Annotated in this window: 18 protein-coding genes and 1 tRNA gene; 6 read left to right on the top strand and 13 right to left on the bottom strand. The window is 41.1% G+C overall.

The genetic code is table 11. From position 1 onward, the window contains the following. Positions 1-367: 367 nt before the first annotated feature. The 6 genes from ACN9MR_RS02010 to ACN9MR_RS01985 all read right to left on the bottom strand — a co-directional run bounded on the left by ACN9MR_RS02010 (position 368) and on the right by ACN9MR_RS01985 (position 9,659). Complete coding sequence (locus ACN9MR_RS02010; RefSeq protein WP_426328012.1) at positions 368-1,447, bottom strand: 1,4-beta-xylanase; 1,080 nt, start codon at positions 1,445-1,447, stop codon at positions 368-370. A gap of 22 nt (positions 1,448-1,469) precedes the next feature. Continuing rightward, positions 1,470-2,504, bottom strand: coding sequence for a glycoside hydrolase family 43 protein (locus tag ACN9MR_RS02005; RefSeq protein ID WP_426328011.1), 1,035 nt, complete (start codon positions 2,502-2,504; stop codon positions 1,470-1,472). A 115-nt stretch (positions 2,505-2,619) separates the two neighbouring features. Beyond that, on the bottom strand, positions 2,620-3,597 hold the full coding sequence (locus tag ACN9MR_RS02000) for a glycoside hydrolase family 43 protein (RefSeq protein ID WP_426328010.1): 978 nt from the start codon (positions 3,595-3,597) through the stop codon (positions 2,620-2,622). 220 nt (positions 3,598-3,817) lie between these two features. After that, a complete protein-coding gene (locus ACN9MR_RS01995; protein ID WP_426328009.1) occupies positions 3,818-4,519 on the bottom strand; it encodes a DUF3823 domain-containing protein in 702 nt (233 codons plus the stop codon). A gap of 12 nt (positions 4,520-4,531) precedes the next feature. Further along, positions 4,532-6,436 (bottom strand): RagB/SusD family nutrient uptake outer membrane protein, encoded by a 1,905-nt coding sequence (locus tag ACN9MR_RS01990; protein WP_426328008.1) that lies wholly within the window; start codon positions 6,434-6,436, stop codon positions 4,532-4,534. A gap of 19 nt (positions 6,437-6,455) precedes the next feature. Then, positions 6,456-9,659 (bottom strand): SusC/RagA family TonB-linked outer membrane protein, encoded by a 3,204-nt coding sequence (locus ACN9MR_RS01985; RefSeq protein WP_426328007.1) that lies wholly within the window; start codon positions 9,657-9,659, stop codon positions 6,456-6,458. 1,255 nt (positions 9,660-10,914) lie between these two features. On the opposite strand from ACN9MR_RS01985, the gene ACN9MR_RS01980 reads away from it, so the two are divergent. The 6 genes from ACN9MR_RS01980 (at position 10,915) to ACN9MR_RS01955 (ending at position 17,719) form a co-directional block, all read left to right on the top strand. Beyond that, the gene (locus ACN9MR_RS01980) at positions 10,915-14,085 is read left to right on the top strand and encodes a ligand-binding sensor domain-containing protein (protein ID WP_426328006.1); all 3,171 of its coding nucleotides are present in this window, start codon (positions 10,915-10,917) and stop codon (positions 14,083-14,085) included. Continuing rightward, a complete protein-coding gene (locus ACN9MR_RS01975) occupies positions 14,070-14,894 on the top strand; it encodes a response regulator transcription factor (RefSeq protein WP_426328005.1) in 825 nt (274 codons plus the stop codon). Before ACN9MR_RS01980 ends, ACN9MR_RS01975 begins: the two co-directional genes overlap by 16 nt. Before the next feature lie 69 nt (positions 14,895-14,963). Beyond that, positions 14,964-15,410, top strand: a complete 447-nt coding sequence (locus tag ACN9MR_RS01970; protein WP_426328004.1) for a DoxX family protein — start codon at positions 14,964-14,966, stop codon at positions 15,408-15,410. A gap of 172 nt (positions 15,411-15,582) precedes the next feature. Then, positions 15,583-15,670: transfer RNA gene (locus ACN9MR_RS01965), tRNA-Ser, on the top strand. Positions 15,671-15,915: 245 nt separating this feature from the next. After that, a complete protein-coding gene (locus ACN9MR_RS01960) occupies positions 15,916-17,190 on the top strand; it encodes a site-specific integrase (protein ID WP_426328003.1) in 1,275 nt (424 codons plus the stop codon). Further along, positions 17,177-17,719 carry an ORF6N domain-containing protein gene (locus ACN9MR_RS01955; protein ID WP_426328002.1) on the top strand — a complete coding sequence of 181 codons (543 nt, stop codon included), beginning with the start codon at positions 17,177-17,179 and terminating at the stop codon, positions 17,717-17,719. The genes ACN9MR_RS01960 and ACN9MR_RS01955 overlap by 14 nt, the downstream gene beginning before the upstream one ends. Positions 17,720-18,187: 468 nt before the next feature. Here the strand turns inward: ACN9MR_RS01955 and ACN9MR_RS01950 are convergent, their stop codons facing one another. The 7 genes from ACN9MR_RS01950 to ACN9MR_RS01920 all read right to left on the bottom strand — a co-directional run bounded on the left by ACN9MR_RS01950 (position 18,188) and on the right by ACN9MR_RS01920 (position 22,211). Next, entirely contained in the window at positions 18,188-18,901 is a 714-nt protein-coding gene (locus tag ACN9MR_RS01950) for a zeta toxin family protein (protein WP_426328001.1), read from the bottom strand. Continuing rightward, positions 18,902-19,300: a hypothetical protein gene (locus tag ACN9MR_RS01945; protein WP_426328000.1), complete on the bottom strand. Its 399-nt coding sequence runs from the start codon at positions 19,298-19,300 to the stop codon at positions 18,902-18,904. A 25-nt stretch (positions 19,301-19,325) separates the two neighbouring features. Continuing rightward, a complete protein-coding gene (locus ACN9MR_RS01940) occupies positions 19,326-19,688 on the bottom strand; it encodes a hypothetical protein (RefSeq protein WP_426327999.1) in 363 nt (120 codons plus the stop codon). A gap of 23 nt (positions 19,689-19,711) precedes the next feature. Next, the gene (locus ACN9MR_RS01935; RefSeq protein ID WP_426327998.1) at positions 19,712-20,689 is read right to left on the bottom strand and encodes a DUF5712 family protein; all 978 of its coding nucleotides are present in this window, start codon (positions 20,687-20,689) and stop codon (positions 19,712-19,714) included. A gap of 3 nt (positions 20,690-20,692) precedes the next feature. Further along, complete coding sequence (locus ACN9MR_RS01930) at positions 20,693-21,274, bottom strand: BfmA/BtgA family mobilization protein (RefSeq protein ID WP_426327997.1); 582 nt, start codon at positions 21,272-21,274, stop codon at positions 20,693-20,695. Between the two features lie 368 nt (positions 21,275-21,642). After that, positions 21,643-21,942, bottom strand: coding sequence for a hypothetical protein (locus ACN9MR_RS01925; RefSeq protein WP_426327996.1), 300 nt, complete (start codon positions 21,940-21,942; stop codon positions 21,643-21,645). After that, the gene (locus tag ACN9MR_RS01920) at positions 21,939-22,211 is read right to left on the bottom strand and encodes a helix-turn-helix domain-containing protein (RefSeq protein ID WP_426327995.1); all 273 of its coding nucleotides are present in this window, start codon (positions 22,209-22,211) and stop codon (positions 21,939-21,941) included. Before ACN9MR_RS01920 ends, ACN9MR_RS01925 begins: the two co-directional genes overlap by 4 nt. Positions 22,212-22,232 lie beyond the last annotated feature (21 nt).

Genomic DNA, 22,232 nt, shown 5'->3' with positions numbered 1-22,232 from the left:
TGTTAAAGTTAAGGTTTGGCAATGTTTTTATTTAAGCAAAGAATAGTTTCATCCTGACGGCTTATTTGTTTCATAAAAGTCAATATGAATGACAGCAATTAATTTACGTTTAAAAATCCCCATAGTTACCGTCATTTCGAGCGAAGTGCAACGCAGTCGAGAAATCTGTCTAGATAGATCTCTCCATTTCGCTGTGCTACAGTCGAGATGACGACTATTCTATTGGAATTTGTCAATGATAGCCTCTAAAAAGACAAATATTTCCATCTTCAAATAAGGGTCTTCGACTCCGCTCTCCGTAGGAGTCCTTTGGACAGACTGACAATAATTTTCACGAACTTCTTCGGATCTCCCTACTGACAATAATTTATTTGTTATTGAGTTTTTTAATCAGGTTAACCTCATCCAGGCGGTATGGGGTACCATCGGGCTGAAAGATTTCGTGGAACCACTCAATCGGATCAGATCCATCGGCAAGCGGGGTATCCCAGGCATATTTGGTATTGGTTTTACCCGCAGCAAAACCCCAGTTTATAGCGCCAACATTTTCAGTTTTAAGCATGGGCAAAATGTTAGCGAAACGGCTGTTGCGCGATCGGGCCATATATTCGGTACAGATCAGTGGCCGGCCGCTGGCTTTTAACAGATCTATGGTTCTTTGGTGCCAGTCTGGTGCCTCATAGTTATGGTAGGTTACAATATCTGAGTTGGCCAGTTGTATTTCGTTAAGCTTTTCGAAACCCCAGCTCCACAATCCGATAGAAATCGGCTGATCGGGATTAACCGACCTTGCCCAGCTAATGGTTTTGGTTAACAAAGGTATGGTGGCTTCTAACTTTCCGCTATTTCCAGGTTCATTGTACAAATCCCAAAGTAAAATTCTTTTATCATGTGCAAAATGGGTAAGTACATCTTTCACATATTTTTCGAGTTCTGGAAAATTGGCTTCTTCTTTAAAAGCCGGATCGCCAGGATCTTGCAACCAGCCCGAATTGTGAATACCCGTTTTAGGCTCTGGCTGTTTACCAATCGCCGAAGTTTTATTCCAGCAATCGTCGAAAAAGACAAACATCGGTTTAATATCATGTTTTTGGGTAATGGTTAAAAATTGATCCATTCTCTTTTTAAAACCTTCAGGATCCTGACTCCAGGCTTTACTAAACAAGAATACGCGTAGCGTATTAAAACCGATTCCTTCAGCCCAGCCCAATTCTTTATCGATCAGATCGGGTGAAAAAGTATCCGCCTGCCACATTTCCAACTGGTTAATGGCATTGGAAGGAATGTAGTTGGCACCCGTTAACCATTTATGCTCTTTGTACCAGGCATTGGCTTTTTCTATTGTCCAAACCTTTGCGGGCTCAGTATTTTTTTTTGTTTTTTGCGCAAAACCCAAGCCGATGTTAAAGCTCAAGACAGCAAGTAGCGCGTAGTTTTTTAAATTCATATCGGTATATATCTGATTATTTTTAATTGCGGTTTGATGGTGATGTTAAGCTCAATCCTGCTTTTACCGGAGTTCCAAAATTTGGTGTCCCATCGGCATTCCAGCTAAACTTTTGGGCCCGGGGCGAGCGGAAACCTCCGCAGCCCTGGCCCGGTTTATCGTTGGCATGATATAGGATCCAATCTTCTTTGCCATCTGGCGATTTAAAAAATGAGTTATGGCCAGGTGCATAAACGCCGTCTTTTGGCGATTGCTGAAAAACAGGTTGATCGGATTTTGTCCAGGAAGCGGGGTCGAGCAGATTGCTTTTAGCTGAAGCTGAAAGCATACCCAGGGCATAAAAATCTGTCCAACAGCCACTGGCCGAATAAATGATAAATATTTTATCACCGTGCGGCAAAAACTGAGGTCCTTCGTTTACATCCACATGTGCTCCTCCACCAAGGTCCCCGATTTTTTCCCACTTAAATTTAGGCGTAGAGATCTTTATCCGTTTACCTTCTATCGTCCAGGGGTTTTTAAGTTTAGCGATGAAAATTTCCTGTTTGCCGTTTTCATCTCCCTCCCATCCAGACCAGATCATATACAGCTGGCCTTTAAAATCGATCACGTCGCCATCAATGGCCCATTTATCAGTCGGGTCGGCAACTTTGCCTTTAAATACCCACTCGCCTTTCATCGGATCGGCTGAAGCATTTTCTAAAACGTACATGCGGTGGTTTTCATTTCTCCCGTCATCAGCTGCAAAGTAGGCGTACCATTTACCCCTTAAAAACATCACTTCTGGTGCCCAGATTTCTTTACTGTACAGGGTTCCGGCAGGTGCGCGCCAAATGGTTTTCCGCTCCGCATCTTTCAAGCCATCCAGCGTTTTGGTTTTCCAAAGATCCACCCGGTTTCCGGTGGTATGGGTATAATAGTAGTAACCATCTTTATAATAACTATAAGGATCGGCACCCGATGGCAGTAAAGGATTGGTAAATGTTTGTGCATGTAAACCTGCTACGTGCAACAGGCACAATGCAACAAACAGACATCTTATTTTCAAGTAATTCATTTTTAAGCGCTTACGTATTTCATGTTTTTGATCAATGGTATTCGTTAATCTTTAAAACAAGCGATTTCTTTTCTTAAACCGGCCTATTTTTATCTCAATATTTCTACAAATGCAATCAATTAATTCTTGCTGTACTTTGCATTAAAAACCGAAAACTTTCAGGGTCGATCTGCATGCGAAAATGCTCATTTTTGTCTTTTATAAAGGCCGCTTTGATTATAGCTGTAGCTCTTGGCGATACTTTATAATTTGAATGATGGGTATGGAAAACATATTGTAATGCGCCGTTTTTATCCATAAAGAAATCGCCATGCCCTGTGCCGTTTATTTTCAATGCCTTTTTACTGATAATCGGGTTGCCCTGATACTTTATCCAGGGACCGGTAGCTGAATTTGAAGTAGCATAACCCACAGCATAATCAGGATTTCTGAAATCATTAGCCGAATAAAAAAGATAGTAAAGATTCCCCTTTTTGATTACCGTTGGCCCTTCGGTTACCGGCCAATCGGTTTTCGCTGTATTTTCCCAGGGTGCTGTTCCTGACAAACAAGCTTTTGTTGTTTCAGGGACTACATCAGAAAAATCATTTTTCAGTTCTGCTACAAAAATCCTGTTGCCATGATCGAGTTTTACATGGTAGAGGTAGTTTTTTCCATCTGTATCGGTAAATACAAAGGGATCGATCTGCTTGCCTGTACCTGAAATAGATTTTAATTCATCCTGGACAAAAGGTCCTGCCGGGCTATTGCTGTGCGCAATGGCGATCTGCTCATCTGCAGTATAGGCCATAAAATAGGTTTTGCCTCTTTTAAATACCTGCGGGGCCCAAAACCCCTTGCTCCCGAAGGCATCGCCCTTTTTTAATGCAAATCCTTTATTTTTTCCGATCGGTTTAGTCCAGTTTTTAAGGTCGCTGGAAGCATAAACCAAAAAGCCTTCATCGCCACTGGTGCCATATAAATAATATACACCGCCATCTAAAAAAATCGTTGGATCGGCCAGGTAAATGGTATCGTTTAGTTGCTTCGCAAACACGTTTTTACCAATAGAAAATACGAAGAAGCATAAAAAAAAAGCGAAAAGATGTTTCATTTAATATGATTTGCTAAGGGTAAGGTAATGATTATCAATAATACTTCGATTGATCGTCATTCCCAACCTGCGCGGGAATGACGAAACTTTAAAGTATAATATCATCTTAAGAGATCGTCATTTCGAGCGGAGTGCAACGTAGCCGAGAAATCTATTAGATCTCTCCATTTCGCTGCGCTACAGTCGAGATGACGATTTTTCTCGTGGATACTGTCATTAACTAAAAACTTATTTTAGTAACAGGCGTAAAAATCAGGTCATCTACTCCTGCAATTTTAACTCCTATCCTGGCAAAAACATAATTTTGTGTCGGTACAATCGTAGGGATACTTACACTCATATTTAAGTTATTCAGGTCGGCAAGAGCTGCACCTCTAAGTTCTTGTACCCCGATATTATTGCCACCATCTACAAACTGTGTTTTGTTGATATAAAGCGATACACTTTCTATATCTTTTGCATTGGCATCAGTGATGATTTTTTCCAGTTTGCAGAACCCGTTCACTTTTCCAGATGCAGCTGTTAAACTAGCACCACGGATCATATAATATGGCATTACTTCTATATCCATCACCTTATTGCCGCTAATATTTACTGCTATGGTATCTTGTTTGCCGGCTGCATTCTTTTTCCACAAAAACGGTCCCTGGTTTGGGGAGAAAACCAGTTTGTAGTTCCCATCAAATAACTTAGCCGAAAAATTGCCATCCTGGCTAAGGTTTACATTCAGTGCGGAATAATTGCCAAAGCCAGATTGCCAAAGTTCGAAATTTACCTGGCCGTACTGCACATTGATGGCTTCGCCCTTATATACGATCCTTCCTGTAAAATCGGTTGCAGGTGCTTCGTAGTTATCCTTTTTACAAGAGGAGAATAACACGGCTATAATTGCCCCTATAATGAAATAAAATCTATTTTTCATGTCTATATCTGATTATTGATTAGGGTTTCTGATAATTTTCGGGTTGCCGTTAAGTACATCCTGCCCGATTGAAGAGTAGTAATTGCCGATACGGAAGCGGTGCGCTGCAGTTACACGGCTGGGTTTAATCACCTTAAAAATATACTTCAGGTGATTGGCATTACCCGGGTTGTAGTATTTATATGGCCACAAACCAAACACTTGTGTACTGGTACGTGTTGCGCTTCCGATATTACTGGCATTGGTAAAATCAGCAGCCGACATATTATTGCCGTTCCATACTTTATCGGCCAGTCTCCAACGTTTCATATCCCAAAGCTGATGTCCTTCAAAGGCAAATTCTACTTTTCGTTCGTGTACGATACGGTCGAAAGTAATATTGGCCGGGCTCAGTGCTGTGGTTAATCCCGCGCGGTCTCTTACCGGTTTAATATAATTGGCTGCAGTAGCTGCATCGCCCAACTCAAAAGCGGCTTCGGCAGCATTTAACAAAACCTCGGCATAACGGTAGCGGATCCACCATACATCACTCCGGGTACCAATCTGGCCTGAACCTGTAGCAGGATCTAAATATTTACGCACGTAAAAACCTGATTGTGCGCTGAATTCAAGCCCATCAACAGGACCATCACCGCCCACTACCTGCACCGAACCTGGGTTACCGGGAAGTACATTGCTTTTACTCTGCGCAAAATTGTCGCCCGTTACAATTGTACCATTAGCCAATTGATAGCCCGCCCATATATCAACCGTTTTACCTTTAAACTGTGTTCCGGGGAGAATTACAGTACCGGCTAAACGTGCATCGCGGCCAGCAAAAATATCGGTGATATTGGTATAATAAACCGGGTTTCCACTGCCATCAACCGAAGCTAAAGAGGCATAGGTATTATCGAGTTTTTCGAAAGACTGCACCAGATTTAATGAAGGGTTTAACCTTCCACCCTGTGCTTCTTCGGCAGAAGAGCGCGGCTGGTTATCGATGGTAAAACCATGAACTTTATTGGTTTTCAATTTAAAATCTTTAGCAAAGATCACCTCCGGATTACTGCCTTTATCGGTAAAAAGGGCGGCAAAATTATCAGATAGGTTTGGGTTCTTTTTGTAAAGCGAATATTTACCGCCATCGATAATTTCTTTTGCGGCATTTAAAGCTTTGGTAAAATAACCGTTAGCCATTGCAGCAGAAATGCCAACCTCTCCACCTGGAAGGGTTAATTGGGCATTGCTATATTTGGCAATAGAACCTGCATAAAGCGCAGCTCTCGATTCCATAGCCAGGGCAGCTGCTTTTGTAGCCCTGCTCTGTATGGTTGCGTTATCCGGAAGTATGGTTTTAACAGCTTCCAGTTCAGCAATCACAAAATCGTAAATTTCAGATTCTTTTGCCCTTGGGTATTGCAGGTAACTTGGATCTCCGCTATAATCATAAGCCAGGGGAACAGTAATCAGCGGAACACCGCCCATTCTTTTTACCATCTCGAAGTATACTCCAGCCCTGATAAAACGTGCCTCAGCAAGAAAACGGTCGCGGTCTTCGGCTTTTAAAGCTGTAGCTTCCTGCCCGCGTTTAATAAACAGGTTCAGGTCGTTTACAAGCCTGTAAACGCCTATATCCCAGTATCTCCATGCGTCGTATCCATATTCTAAATTCTGGTGGCGAAAATAATCACCGCTGGCGGAGGCAAAACCTTCATCAAAATCGGCAAATAACCACCATGATTCGATACGTTGAAAATCAGGGAAACGATCGTACAGATCGCCAACCACGGTAAGTACCAGGTTAGGGTCTTTCCACACTGCATCAATCGGCAGGGTACTGGTAGGTTGCTTATCCAAAAATTCGGAATCTTTTTTACACGACTGCGCAAAACTTAAACATGCAATGGCAGCAAATGTATATATGTATTTTTTCATTTGATTAGTCTTTTTCATGTTATAGCGATAATTTAAGACCGATGTTAAAGAACTTGTTCTGTGGATATTGCAGTCCATTATCGTCTGCAATTTCAGGATCTACGCCATATTCTTTCAGGTTATCGATGGAAAACAGGTTATACCCGTTTACATATACCCTTGCATTCTGGATCTTGATTTTTTCTGCCCATCTTTTTGGCAAAGTATAACCAATTTCAAGTGTACGTGCCCTTAGGTACCTAACATTGTGCAACCAGAAAGTCGAGTTTCTGGTATTGTTACTATGGTCGCGGTCGTTAAAACGGATTGCAGGATATTTACCGGCCACCCATGGGCTGTTCAGGTCGTAAAGATTAGTACGGTGCCAACTGTCATCAGCAAAATTCTGCAGCAAAGCACCTCCGTTCTGGAATGCCCAACGCTGCTCCCAGTTCTGGTTCCAGGAGTACATGGCACCACCAGAAAAATCGGCCGTAAAATCGAAGTTTTTATAAGAGCCGCCGATGGTGAAACCAAAGCCAATGTTCGGTTGCCCGGCAGTGGTATAACCAATTGGTCTTTCATCTAAACCATCAATAATACCATCGCCATTCTGATCCTTGTAAATTAAATCGCCGGGCAATAAAGAACGGTTTCCTTTTCCATCGATATTAACTTTGTAATTATTGATCTCATCGATACTCTGAAACTGACCGGTTACTTCATAACCCCAAAAAATATCGGCATATCTATCGGTACCATTACTTCTGTAATTCTCCCATGAGTTGCCAAAACGTGGTTTGTATCTTTCTAAAAGTTTTTTTCTGCTAATGGAAATATTTCCACCAACATTGTAGTTAAACTCACCAATTTTATCTCTGTAGTTTAAAGAGAATTCACCTCCAAACTGTGCATCGCTCTCCAGGTTTTCAACATTTAAAGGATACCCCAGTTCGATAGGTACAATTACGTCGTTTTTAATGGCCGGTAAACCAGAACGTTTTCTATAAAAATAATCTGCTGTTCCGGAAAGTTTACTGCCGAACATCACAAAATCCAGTCCGATATCGGTAATTTTGCTTTTAAACCAGCTCAGGTTATTGATAATCGGACCTTTATCTCTCGAAGTGGTAATGTTTTTTCCATCCAATATCACACTGCCCTGATTGTAATTATAACCTGGGATGTAAGCAAAAGGATCGATGCCTACATCATCATCTCCCAATACCCCATAAGAAGCACGGAGTTTCAGATCGTTCAAGATATTGCTTTCGCCCAAAAGCGATTTCATAAATTTCTCTTGCGTAATTCTCCATCCAATTGATGCCGAAGGGAAATAACCAACGCGCCTGTCAGGCGCAAACTTCCATGAAGCATCTCTACGACCCGAAAGCTCCAGGTAATATTTATTGTCGTAGTTATAATTTAGCCTGCCCACGTAACCAATACGGGCCTGCTCTTCCTGTATATCCGCAAAATCCTGTCCGTCCATATCGGCAAACTGAAGCACAGGCAAAATATTAGTCTGTGGTACAGCATGCTGAAAGGTATAGGTCCTAAAACGGTCTAAACGCTCGGCCACCAAAACGCCGCCTACGGTATGTTTGCCAAAAGTGCGGTTATAATTGGCTTGAAGCTGATAGGTATTGGTATAAACTTTTTCATTTCTACGCTCCCTGTATGGGTTTGAACTGCCTACTTTTTCTTCATAAATACCCGTTTCCGGATGATAGGTATATACATTATAAGTATACTCATGTCCATTGATTACGTTATCGGCGATATAATAAGAATATAAACCTTTTATTTCCAAGCCTTTTATAGGCGTTTCGTAAGAGGCTGATAAATTGGTCTGTAAAACCCTCCAGTCCGATTTCCAATACCCGCTAAGCGCTTTACTCTGTACAGCGAACTGCTCGGTATTGTGCCCTATATCATTCGGATAATTCGGATTGCCATTGGCATAAGCCTGTTCGGTAGGTCTGTTTCTCAACAAGGCAAAACGGGCAGCCCAGTAATCATCTCCCCCCGGTACGCCTGGCTGATCGCGGCTTTCGATACGGCCATTGATGAGCATACCCACCTTAAAACGATCGGTTATTTTAGCTTCGATATTACTCTGAATATTGGTCCGGTTAAAATCGAATTCCCTTGCCGTTCCATATACGCCTTTCTGATCCAAACGTGTAGCAGAAAAGTAATAGTTTACCCTGTCACTTCCACCTGAAGCACTTAGGTTTACTGAAGTTTGGGGTGCGTTGGGCGCAATGATAATGTCTTTCCAGTTTTGGCTTTGGTAGCCATATTCCGTACCCGCTTTCCATTTATCGAGTTCGGCCTGTGTAATACTGGTTGCGCCGTTCTGGTTCATTTCTGCAGTAGCCTGCCCTACTTTCCATTGGTAAGCATCGGTAGTTTCCGGGAAACGCACCCAGTTCTGCCAGCCCGTGTAAGCATCAACACTAAAGGTATTGCGTGTACTGTTTTTTCCCCTTTTAGTGGTAACCAAAATTACGCCGTTTGATGCCCTGCTACCATAAATAGCAGCCGATGCATCTTTAAGCACACTGATACTTTCGATATCGTTAGGTGAAATATTATTAAACTGGCCGGCATCCTGTTGGATACCATCGATAACATAAAGCGGGTTACCCATATTACGGATCTGGATATTGGCACTCGCCCCAGGTCTTCCGTCAGGCATCCTGAAAGATACACCTGGTAGCTTTCCGGCCAGGCCTGTACTTACCGTAGAACCGCCGTGTACTTTTTCGAGGTCTTTGCTGCTGATTGATGAAATGGCGCCAGTAATGGCTTCCTTTTTCTGCGTGTTGTAGCCTACCACAACAACCTCTGACAGATCGTTATTAGATGGCTTAAGGCTAACATTTATTTGTGTACGGCCGGCTAATGCAACTTCCTGATTGGCATATCCCACATAAATAAAGATCAGGGTAGCATTTTTATCGCTTACCTGAATTTTGAATTTTCCATTTCCATCTGTTGTTACTCCTGTGTTGGTACCCTTAACTTTAATACTGGCACCAACTACCGTTTCTCCTTTTTCGTCGGTTACTGTTCCGGTAACAGCTGTTTGCTCCTGGGCACTGAGCTGAAAGGAAAGTAAGATTAGGGTGATGGAAGTAAAAATAGCGGAGAGGACTTTACGCTTCAGAAACATTTTTTGAAGCGGGTACCAATCCAGGCAGACAAAACCGCCATAAGAGAATAAACTTCTTTTCATATTAGGTTAGGGATTTGGTTAGTTAAAGAACTAAATGGATTTAGTTCCATTTAATTCTTATCCAAAGATTCGGTTTTTAGCTTTTCGGAGGGATACGCATTTGTATCAATCTTTCTTCATTTTGTCTCGATTTGTATTACAGCTGTTACTTTAAGGTGGCCGTCAACGCTAAGTATCATCTCGACCGTAGTGTTCCGAAGGAACTCCTTTGGAGGAGAGATCTTTTAATATAGTCCACAGATTTCTCCATTCCACTGTGTTCCAGTCGAAATGACGACCTCTCTATGGAATCGACCTTTCGAGGAAACAATCTTGCATCCGATAGCTATCGGATGACGACTCTTCCCTGCGGTCGTCATCCTGAGTTCAGCTCAGGATCTTAAACAACAGTTTTTTGGAAATGAGGGGCTGGCACATTTCGGTTAGGAAAGCCCTGCTATCTCTTCAAGTCCCCTCCCGATGAAAAATCCTACCGTGTGGACACAATTAATTATAATATTCTTCTATCGCTCTATGCCGCGGGGGCATGGTACTTTGGAGCGCCAAAGTACCCAAAGCGCTTGTCAATCCAACAAGGTGGCTTCTCACTGCCCCACGCACATCAAAAAAACAGCGGCACTTTGTTTTGTGTTCAATTCCTTTATGGCTTTGAATTATCGTTTATGAACACAAAACCACTGCGTTTCAGGTTTGGTGGTGCCGTTTGTTCTGCATTGCACCTGTTTTTTTGATCCTCTTGCCACTTGGGATTGACAGCGTCCTTCGCTAAAACTTGTGCCTTATTAAAGTCGGTTAGCAAAATGCTTAAACTATTCTTAAAATGATGTATAGCAACTGTTGGACCTAGCGTCGGGATCCGAGCTTTACGTTTAGGAGATTTAAATTACTTAGGTTTGGTGGTACTTGGGCTGGGTTGCCTTTCTGGCGTTGATTACTCCCCTCCTTTTTTTAAGGAGGGGTGCCCGTAGGGCGGGGTGGTTTGCGTTAGGGATTGTAAGGGTTCAGTACCGATCCTTCATCGGTACCGGAGCGAAGCGCAGCCCTGAAAAGCCCGACCTTTTCCCGTATTTCACGGGATTAGGGGAACGCCCAGATTAATTAGCAATTCGCAGTTGACAGTTTGCAGGTTTAGAAAAGAGTTCTTTACCCATACCAAACCAATCTGTCTCAATCTTTCTACGTATCCGCTCAAATTCAATTTAGCCTGAAAGCAAAGCATTTCTTTAATATATTTGATGCAGCTGACCAAGATATCTTGAAAAAACTCTTCATCCTTTTATGCCTGTTGTTTTCTGTCCACATGCTGCGGGCGCAACCTTATTATTTCAGGCATTACCAGGTAGAAAACGGTCTTTCTAACAACACGGCATTTTGCAGTGTGCAGGATGGAAACGGTTTTATGTGGTTTGGCACAAAAGATGGCTTAAACCGCTTTGATGGTTATTCTTTTAAAACCTATCGCCACGATCCGGACCGGGCTGGCAGTTTAGGCAACGATTTAATCTATGCACTTCACCACGATCGTGAGCAAACACTTTGGGTGGGTACAAACAGCGGCGTGTACCAATACAATCCGGCAAAAGAAAGCTTCACCATCATTAAAGAAACCAAAGGGATGCGGATTATAGATCTGGCCAGCGATCAGCGTGGAAATTTATGGATCTTATCTTCATTCAAAATATACCTATATCAAAAGCGTACCAAGAAAGTACAGGCTTTTACCCATAATGCACCTTTCGATGCCTCGCTGGTAACGGTTTTAAAAGATGGTAGCGTATGGATCAGTACCGGAAGGGGAACTGTTGAAAAATATAATCCCAAAGCGAATAATTTCCAGCGTTTTAATATCAATGGTAAAAATGCCAAAACCGAATATGGCTGGGTATCCAGAATTGCGGAAACCGAAAGTGGGAATTTACTGGTCGGCACCACCAATCAAGGTGTCAAACTTTTCAACCCTGTTACTTTAGCATCGAAAAATATACTCCGGTTAAACGACGACCAAACACCAATTTTTGTTCGTGATATCAAAAAAACAGGCCCTCATGAGTTTTGGATTGCCACCGAATCGGGCATTTACATTTACAATGATGAAAGTGGAGCGGTTATCCACATCAAAAAACAGTACAATAACGATTATTCTTTAAGTGATAATGCCGTTTACACCATTTGCCTTGACCGTGAAGGAGGGGTTTGGACAGGCACCTATTTTGGCGGTGTAAATTACTATTCGAGCCATACTTCACTGTTTACCAAATACTTTCCGCAAAAAGGCACAAACTCGATCAGTGGAAGTGACGTAAGAGAAATTACAAAGGATGGCAATGGAAATTTCTGGATCGGTACGGAAGATGCCGGCTTGAACAAACTCGATGTAAAAACAGGAATATTTAAACACTTTTTACCCGATGGAAAACCTGGAAGCATTGCCTATTCTAATATCCATGGTTTACTGGTTGATGGCAACAAACTCTGGGTTGGCACTTTCGAACATGGACTGGATGTTTTAGACCTGAAAACAGAAAAGGTAATAAAACATTACCAGGCAGGTGTTGGAAATGCCTTACGCACCAACTTTATCGTTACTTTTTGTAAAACACGCTCTGGTGAAATTTTAGTTGGAACCATTAACGGGATTTACCGTTATAACCGCAAACGCGATGATTTTGAACCTATTGCCGGCCTCCCCTTTATTTTTTACTATTCGGTTATCGAAGACAGCAAGGGTAATATCTGGGCAGGTAGCTTTAACGATGGCTTATTTCAGTTTAACTTATCCAAATCAGGCTATGTGAACTACCGAAATATTCCTACAGATGCGAAAAGTTTAAGCCATAACACCGTAAATAGTGTTTTTGAAGATAGTAAACGGCAGATTTGGGTAACCACAGACGGTGGCGGACTTTGCAGGTTCGATCAGAAAACACATCAATTTAAGCGTTATGGCATAAAAAATGGTTTTCCCAGTAATTACCTTTTCCGCATTGAAGAAGATGCCGCAAATAAGTTCTGGATTAGTAGTACCAGGGGACTTATCCATTTTGACCCCTCCACGGGTTTAAACAAAACCTATACCAAAGCCAACGGATTGCTTACCGATCAGTTCAACTACAGTTCGGCCTATCAGGATGAGGATGGCCGAACCTATTTTGGGAGCGTAAAAGGGTTGGTCAGCTTCAATCCCGCAAACTTAAAGGCAACATCTTACCAAACGCCTGTATTTTTAACCGGGTTTCAGATCAACAGTTCAGAAATCGGTTTAAATGGGACAGATTCTGTTTCCAACAAATCGATCGTTTATGCCGATACCATCGAACTGAACTATAACCAATCTTCTTTTAGTATCGATTTTGCTGCCTTAAGCTATCTATCGCCCGAAATGACGGAGTATGCCTATAAAATGACAGGGCTTTATAAAAACTGGGAATATTTAAAAACCAACAGGAAGGTTTATTTTACCAAACTTGCCCCTGGCAATTATATTTTTGAAGTGAAAGCATTGGTTGAAGGAAGTAGTGCCTGGAGCACCAAAAATGCGAAGTTACTGATCAAAATCCGTCCTCCTTTTTACCTCAGTCCTATTGCCTACCTGCTTTATCTGATCGCTGCGGGAGGAATTATCTTCTTTCTGGTACGGAGATATCACCGAAAAATTGCGTTAAAAAACAGCAGGCGGATGGAAGTTTTTGAGCATGAAAAACAAAAAGAAGTGTATCAGGCGAAAATCGAATTCTTTACCAATGTTGCCCACGAAATCAGGACACCACTCACCCTGATTATCGGCCCGATGGAGAAACTGATTAAACAGGCCGATGCCATACCTGCAATAGAAAAGAATTTACGGATTATGGGGCGAAACACCGATAGGTTGCTTAAACTGACCAATCAGTTACTGGATTTCAGAAAAACCGAAACCAGCGAATTTTCATTAAACTTCGTAAAGGCCGATATTTCAGAAATCCTAAAAGATGTATTTCTTCAGTTTCAACCCGCCGCAGAACAGCAAGACATGAAGTATAACCTTCATTTACCCGAGAAAAAAGTTCTTGCTTATATCGATGTTGAGGCGTTTTACAAAATGATCAGTAATTTGGTAGACAACGCCATTAAATACGGAAAAACCACGGTACAGATCAACTTATCATTACTGGAAGGCGACAAGTTTGCTGTGAGGGTAAAAAACGACGGGCATAGGATACCCATTGACATTAAAGACAAGATATTTGAACCTTTCTTTAGGGGCAAAGAAACAGAAATAAAGGCAGGAACCGGAATAGGTTTATCGATTTCAAAATCGCTTGCTCAATTGCATAGCGGCGAGCTTTATTTAGATTTTAATGACCGTGATTTTAATATATTTGTATTAGAATTGCCTATCCATCAACTTATAGAATTTAACCTGAACGGAAAATGGAAGAAATTGTAGGCACGCTGACCATAAAAGATACTGAAGATATGGAAAGATCTGTAGTGTTACTGGTTGATGATAATGAAGATATCCTTGATTTCATTTCAGATGATCTGGAAGAAAAATACCATGTACTACAGGCCCGAAACGGTGTAGAAGCATTAGAAATATTACAGCATGAAATTGTTCAGCTCATCATTAGCGATGTAATGATGCCCGAAATGGACGGTTTCGAATTTTGTGCGAAAGTAAAATCTACCTTAGAATTCAGCCACATCCCCGTTATCCTGCTTACCGCAAAAAATTCATTGCAATCTAAAATTGAAGGATTGGAACTCGGCGCCGATGCCTATGTAGAAAAACCCTTTTCTCCCGAGTTTTTACAGGTACAGATTTCGAGCCTGATTAAAAACAGGAACAAGATCAAAGCATATTTCGCGAGCTCCCCCCTGCTCCACCTTAAAAGTATTGCTTATTCAAAGGCAGACGAACTGTTTTTAGAAAAATTACAGGATACCATCAATAAGAATATCAGCAATCAGGATCTGGATGTAGAGCATCTGGCAGAAAAGATGAATATGAGCCGGCCAACCTTATACCGGAAAATTAAATCCATTTCTAACCTTAGTCCGAACGAACTGATTAATTTGGCAAGGCTAAAAAAAGCTGCCGAGCTTTTAAATGAAGGGATACTAAAAATTTACGAAATCTCAGAAATGGTTGGTTATAGCTCTCAGTCTCACTTTGGCAGAAACTTTGCCAAACAGTTCGGCATGTCGCCAACCGACTATGTAAACAGTAAAACTGTTGATAAAAAAAAGCCTTAAAATCAATTAGTTAAGTCTTGTTATTTTCTTAATTTTTCTGTAAATTGTCATAACCAAAATATAGAAGTTATGAACATGCTTAAGAAAATCCAAAGCTGGGGCGATCATCATCACCCAAAATGGTTAGACTATTTTAGAATCTTATTAGGCCTTATTTTAATTTGGAAGGGCATTGATTTTTACATCAATATGCAAGCCTTTAGTAATTTAATGAGGGGCGCTTTCTTGGGCACCGCTGTGAGCATTAGCTTATTGGCACACCTGATTATTATGTTACACATTATCGGGGGCTTAGCCATTGCCCTGGGCACGCATACCCGTGTATTCTGCCTGGTTAATTTACCAATACTGATTGGGGCGGTATTCTTTGTGAATATTTCTGGTGGCATTTTTAAACCCTATTCGGAATTTTGGTTTTCGGTCTCCGTATTAATCGGCCTGGTTTGTTTTGCAATTGAGGGAAACGGTATTTTATCTGTAGATCGGGAAAAAATTTACCCTAAACAGGCGCTTTAGTTTAAACCTAAAGCCCAAAATTGCTACTAAAATGGCCTTTATTGGTCATTTATTTGGTTTTTTAAAAGTTTTTATGCGAGCTAACTAAATGATTAGCAATGCTTAAAATATTTATGCAAATATTTGAATGGAAATCATTTGCAGATTTGCGCCAAGTTCGTACTTTTGCAGCGGAGAGCTGGCAGAGTGGTCGAATGCGGCAGTCTTGAAAACTGTTGACTGTAACAGGTCCGGGGGTTCGAATCCCTCGCTCTCCGCCAAAAATGGTTCAAAACCTTACAAAAGCCCGCAAATCGTATGATAGCGGGCTTTTGTAATTTTCGGAAGCACCAAAATATGCATAAAATAGCATACTTGAGGTGAGCAATTCGGTGAGTAAATTCAATTTTGAAAAGTGCGCACTCGAAACGACATAAAACACTAATCTTCAACATGTTCCGAAGATATACATCTTGATTTTTAATGACTGCAAAGCTAGATTTGTTACACTTTAAGGTGAGTCATTATGAAAATTAATTTGAGTTTACTCTTTTACTTGAAGAAGAGAAAAAGTTACAAAAACGGCCCTGTAGACATCTACATGCGGATTACGGTGGACGGAAGGCGTTCCGAAATTACTACAGGACGCTCCTGCGAACCGGAGAAATGGAGTATTTCGGCTGGCAGATCGTGCGGAAAAACGGAAGAGTCCCGAACCCTAAACGCATATCTGACCGATCTAAAAACCAAGATTTACGAAATCCATCGTCAGCTTGTCCAGAAAGATGAAATTATCACAGCCGATATCATCCGCGACAGATTTTTGGGAAAGGAAGAAACACCAATTACACTGGTTAGTGTTTTTGAGGAGCACAACCGCAAAGTTGAAATTCTGGTAGGTAGTGAATATACCAGTGGAACAGCTGAAAGATACCGCACATCCCTCAAGCACACAATTAATTTTCTACAATGGAAATATAAAGTGAGTGATGTACCCTTAAAGAAAATCAACCATCAATTTATAAGTGAGTATGATTTTTATTTGAGAGCTGTACGCAAATGCAACAATAATTCAGCTGTAAAGTATTTAAAAAATTTTGGAAAAATTATCAGGATTTGCCTTGCCAACGAATGGATGTCTGTTAATCCATTTTTAAATTATAAACATAAAGTTAAACCAGTTGAACGGGAATATCTTACCGAAAATGAGATCAGTATTATAGCCAGCAAAGCAATGGTGAGTGATCGGCTGGAACAGATACGGGATATTTTCCTCTTCTCCTGCTTTACAGGGCTTGCCTATATTGACGTGAAACAGCTCATGCATGATGATATTATCCAGGGGATTGATGGAGAAAAATGGATTTCGATAAAAAGACAAAAAACAAATATTCCCTCACGCATCCCACTTCTACCTACGGCGATCACGTTGATTGAGAGATACAGGAACAATCAAATTTGCGAAATAACTGGAGTAATTTTTCCAGTCTGCAGTAATCAGAAGATGAATAGCTATCTAAAGGAAATAGCCGATATCTGTGGCATCAAAAAACAAATTACGTTTCACATTGCAAGGCATACCTTTGCAACTACGGTTACAATGCTGAATGGGGTACCAATTGAAAGTATATCGAAAATGTTGGGACACACAAATATCAAAACGACACAGCACTATGCAAAAATGCTGGATATTAAAGTAAGCGCGGATATGGCCAAATTGAAAGCAAAGTCCAACTATGAGCCTATTAACTTCAACCAAAAGGTTTTATGTACTAAATTAACTGAGCATGGAAGACAGTAATAAAATGCCCAACGTAGCTGATGAAGTAATCATCAACCGGATCTACGTGATCAGGGGACAGAAAGTGATGCTGGATGAAGACCTTGCAGAACTTTACATGGTAACAACAGGAAATTTAAATAAGGCAGTATCCAGAAACATAAAAAGGTTTCCGGAGGATTTTATGTTTAGGTTGAATGATGATGAATTCAAGAACTTGCTCTTCCAAAATGGAACAGCAAGCTGGGGAGGAAGGCGCCAGGCACCCAATGTCTTTACCGAAGCGGGCGTCGCGATGCTTTCCGGCATCCTTTCCAGCGATCGGGCAATTAGTGTGAACATTCAGATCATGCGAATTTTCACCAAGATGCGACTTTTGCTTTCTGACAATATGGAGTTCCGAATAGAGCTCGAAAAAATCAAGAAAAAGTTGACCAATCAAGATAAAAACATGGAAATAGTATTTCGTTACCTCGACGAATTGTTGGAGAGCAAAGAAAAACCCAATCCCCCGAGGAAGCGTATTGGATTTAAACCCGACGATCTTTAAGATGTTTCTTTGAAGAATTCAAGGAGCCGTTATGGCGCCTTGAATTCTTAAGTAAACAGGATGTTCAATTTCTGCAACAAAGTTAAAGTTATTATCCCTGCATAGTTGCTGTGTATTGACAATACGGTATCAGGGAAATTTTTGCGTATATGCGAAAAAGCGGGAACAGCGGGGGATTGAGCATGAGGGTTCCGCAGGCCGCAATGTGCGGTGGGCTCATACTCAAAGAAAATTCGGTTTCAAATGTACCGTCCTTTGCAAGCGCCGGAAATACAACAAAGACTCTCAGGGGAAAGCAAAGGATAAATTAACGATCTCAAAAGAAAAAAACAGAATTAGAAATTCAATCTGACAATTAGTAAGAACTAACCAACTGTCAGATTAAGTAGTGGCTATTACAAATTATCACTTTTGATGCCTTTCAAATCGTTATTTAAACGGCGTTACAACAGATTATCTGATGCATAACTAAATGCCCCTGCCAGGCCCCAAATTATTCCCTCGTTCCTGAGCTTCCCTTAATTTTTCCTGTTTTTCCCGTTGTAAATTCAGCTCCGCCTGTATCTTTTGTTGGTGCTTAAGCTCTATTGCTTCAGGTATTTTATTCACCCATTCAGGCAGATCCTGTGCCCTTGCGGTAATAATACCCTGTTTTATCGTCATTAAAGAAGATATTTTAAAGGATTCATTTTCACCAACATTACTTTGCATGATATCCACGGTATCAAACCTGTCGTAGAATTTGATCAGGTTTTCCAATCCCCCGGTATAATTTTTATTCACGTTTTCTACATCAACAAAGTGTCCGCCAGCCTTAACCCTCATATTAACCCTGTTTATTGATGCCTGTACCGATGGCAAACCAATAAAAATTAAGTTGATCTGATATCCCTTCTCTTTAAACTGGGCAACGGTTTTCATTACTTCTTCGGTCCTGAAATTGGTTTCAAATGCAAAATCCGTTTTGGCAGTGATCGCCCTGTTTTTTCTTGCCTGAAACACATATTCATTTGCCGACTCATACAATGTTCCGCTATCTGTCATTGGATATTTGTGTTTCAAAATAGCAAGTTCCTTATCCCCATCAAATATATCTGTACCCGGTGGCACAAAAGTTTCAGACAGGGTTGATTTGCCGGCTCCATTGGGGCCGCTCAAAACATATAACTGTAAAGGCTTCATTTAGTCCAGTTTAGCAATCACCTTAATAATGCCTGTTTTGGCATCCACACTGACAAGCTCTCTGCGATCCGAATATTCATTTACGAACAGATCAGGACTTGTACACAGTTCATTTTGATAGGTGATGAAAGAACCCTTTTCCAGATTGGCCTTCTCCACTTCACGTATACGGGCATCGAGGAGTTCTGATTTTTCCTGCAATGTGCGCTCGTGAAAGGGAATAAATGTTAATTTGGCCATTAGTTTATAAAAAGGACTGTTGGGGTCTATTGCAGATTTGAGCTTTGGCCAGTCACTGAATAATACAAGTACACCCTGTGGGGTTTCCATTGCATCAACATAGATGCTTAACGCTAACGGCTGAAAATCTGGGACATTCAAATTTACGGAATTTCTCATGTTTTATCAAGTTTAGAATAATGGGTCAGTGTTTATAAAAATAATAAGCCAACCAAATTGTAAATGCAAGGCAGGTGATGAGAATCAGAAAAGCTATTACAACCCGTTTAGTCGCTTTAGCGAAATGATGGTGGTTCTTTACGTTTATCGTATTTGGAATGCGTGATACTATCCCTCTGATCTGCAACATGGTGTCATCCATATTTTTCTGATGGTTACTTGCCAGAAAGCGCTCAATACTCTGTCTGACCATTTGCAGATCACCGGTATAATCCGGAACCCTCAATTTGGGATACTCAGGTACACGGGCTTCCAGAAGTTTTATTCTTTCCGCATGTATTTTTTGTGTTTTAAGGATCGTTTCGATCTGCTGCTGTTCTTCGCTCATATTGTCTGATTAAAGGTTAATAGTTACATGCTTTGGCCATGGGATTGATCTTGGGTCTGGCTTTTCTTTTTCTTCCTTTTTTTACGCATACTCCCAACGGGGTTAGATTGGGCAGGCACAAATGTGGGCTCAAGCAATATTTCAAGAAAATTACCTGCGGTTTTGCCAACAGTGCCGAGCATATCGGTGGAGGTTTGAAACATACCTTCAGCCACATCTTTGATCAGTTCCCTGGCAATGGACCGGGACTGGTAATTTGTAGCTGATCCTTGCCGGAGCATATCCAGTTGTTCGCGCTGGTTCAGGTTCCCGTTCTTTTCTGCAACTGCGTAGGCCATTGTTTCGTTCAGGTTCCGTTCATATCTAAAAAACTGATCAAACAGGCGCTCACCTGATTGGATAAATGCAGTACGTTTAAATTGTCCTACTTTTTTAGAATGCTGTTCGTTCTTTCCCTGTGAGTTGTTCATCGGGCTGAGTTTAATCTTATTGGTCAGGTCTTTTCGGCTCACAATCACCTGCACATGCACCTGATTGCCTGTTTTGAGTTCGCCCCGACGTTTGGTTCCGTCTTTTACCTCCTTATCCTTATGCCCGTAATATCTATGGTTTTCCAGTTTAGCAAACCATACCAGATCTTTACTACTATCAATCCCGTCCCGTTTAAAGTTACGGGCATATTCATCCATCACTTTAACTGCATAGTCTTTTAACTTGTCCCTGAAATTATTTTCCCCATGTTTGTCTATCAGGTGTTTGATTTCCTTCTGGCTTGGGCTAATATTGATCAGGAAAAACTTAGGGTCTTTTTTACTAAGTTTGGCAACATTACCGTCAATGGTTCTCCTGACCTCGAAAGGCTCAAAATCTTTTCCATGGTGGTTAAACCAGCGTTCTTCCAGCTTATTATATATCCTGTTTTCCTTTTCCAGATAATTGACCAAGGCTCCGCTACTCCCCTTGTTATCGGCGGTTATGGTATCTGTAATATTAATAAACATATCCTACAGCTTTCTAATCTGTGCTTTACAGGTGTCCACAAGCTCCTGTCTCTTGATTCCCGGTGTGGTGATCCCGAAGGTATCCCTGACCTGAATATAGTTATCCAGTATATACATGAATTTGGCTTTCAGTTCCTCTTTGGTGTCCATTTTTAGCTCAACAGTCTTCATCAGAGAATCAAGCTTTGCAAACTTCTGCACCTGTAAGTCCTGTTTGTTTTCAAGAACCTTTAGGCCCTGGATCTGCAATTCATTATGCCTGAGCACTTCCGTATTAAATGCGTCAAGCACCCTACCTAAAGCGGTGACCACGCGTCCAATCTCTCTTTTGGTGGGGATTAAAAGGTCAGCTTCCTGGCTCTTGATAAAACTGATATAACTATTGTGATTTTTCAAGAGGGTATTTTTTAAAAGCTCATCATTCAGGTCTAAAGGGTCTTTCTTACTCTTGTAGAAATAATCTACCATCTGTTCAAACACAATTCGCTTATCCCGGCCTAATTTTAAAGCGAGGGTGTTAAATTTAGTATTTGTAGTTTCGGTAAACCTGACCGTTTTGGTAAAGGTTTTGGTCTGCGCTGTCATCGTTATTATTCTTTATATCCTAAAATATAGCCTGTTATTCGTGTAACCTATCTGCTTACCCGTAGACTACTTAGTTTTATCCTTACAGGAGATCCGCTATTCTCCCATAATATTGTCTTAAATAGCCCATAGCAGGGCCGGTTCTCCCCGGAGGAGAACCAAAACCCTATTTGCAGCGCAAATAGGCAAGAAAAGTAGGGCTTTGCCCCACTTCGGCTTGCTCCTTTTTCTGAAAATGAAAAAGGACCTTTCAGCATAATGTATAACCTTTCTATAGCTATACAGAAAACAAAATTATAGGTACGCGAGAGAAATGATTCTCCCAATCCCAGTATTGCATATCACATGAAAGGCTATGCATCTAACACCTATTTGGGCGCAACACTGTTAAAGCTGACTTGGCTGGCAGTAATCGTATTGTAGCTTGGATTATATTCTATCCATCCCTGGTTGACCAGTTCCCTGAGACATTTATGATAGGTATTAAATGAGCGGATAGCAGAAAGTGACATCAACTCTCTACGCGTAATTCTAAATGGACTCTTCTGCCCCTGTTTTTGGCAGCAAATCACCAGGGCAGTGAAGAGGCTGATGTGGCTTGGAAGAATACTTCTTTTAGCTTCTGACTGTTTTAGGAAGTCAAGATGAATTTTTAAGCTATCAATCATATTTCCCCTCCCTCTCCCATAAGTTTTTCGATATCTGCGTAAGCATAATAACAGATACTGCCAACTTTTTTAAATGGCAGTGTGCGGTTGATACGTAGGTTTTGTAGCGTACCTGCGGAGATTTTTAATAATTGCCGAACCTCTGCACTCCGTAGCCATTTCCTATGATCAGATGCAACGTAAACACCTGCATTCATTTTTTTTAGCTCATCAAAAAGTTCAATTTTAAACTTTTGGAGATCAGCTTCTGTTAAGATTTCTAATTGCATAAATTACCTCCTTACTAATTA

It is taken from the genome of Pedobacter sp. R-06 (assembly GCF_049913135.1).
Classification (GTDB): domain Bacteria; phylum Bacteroidota; class Bacteroidia; order Sphingobacteriales; family Sphingobacteriaceae; genus Pedobacter.
Note: the sequence above shows the minus strand (reverse complement) of the source record. Positions and strands in the feature narration are given on the sequence as shown.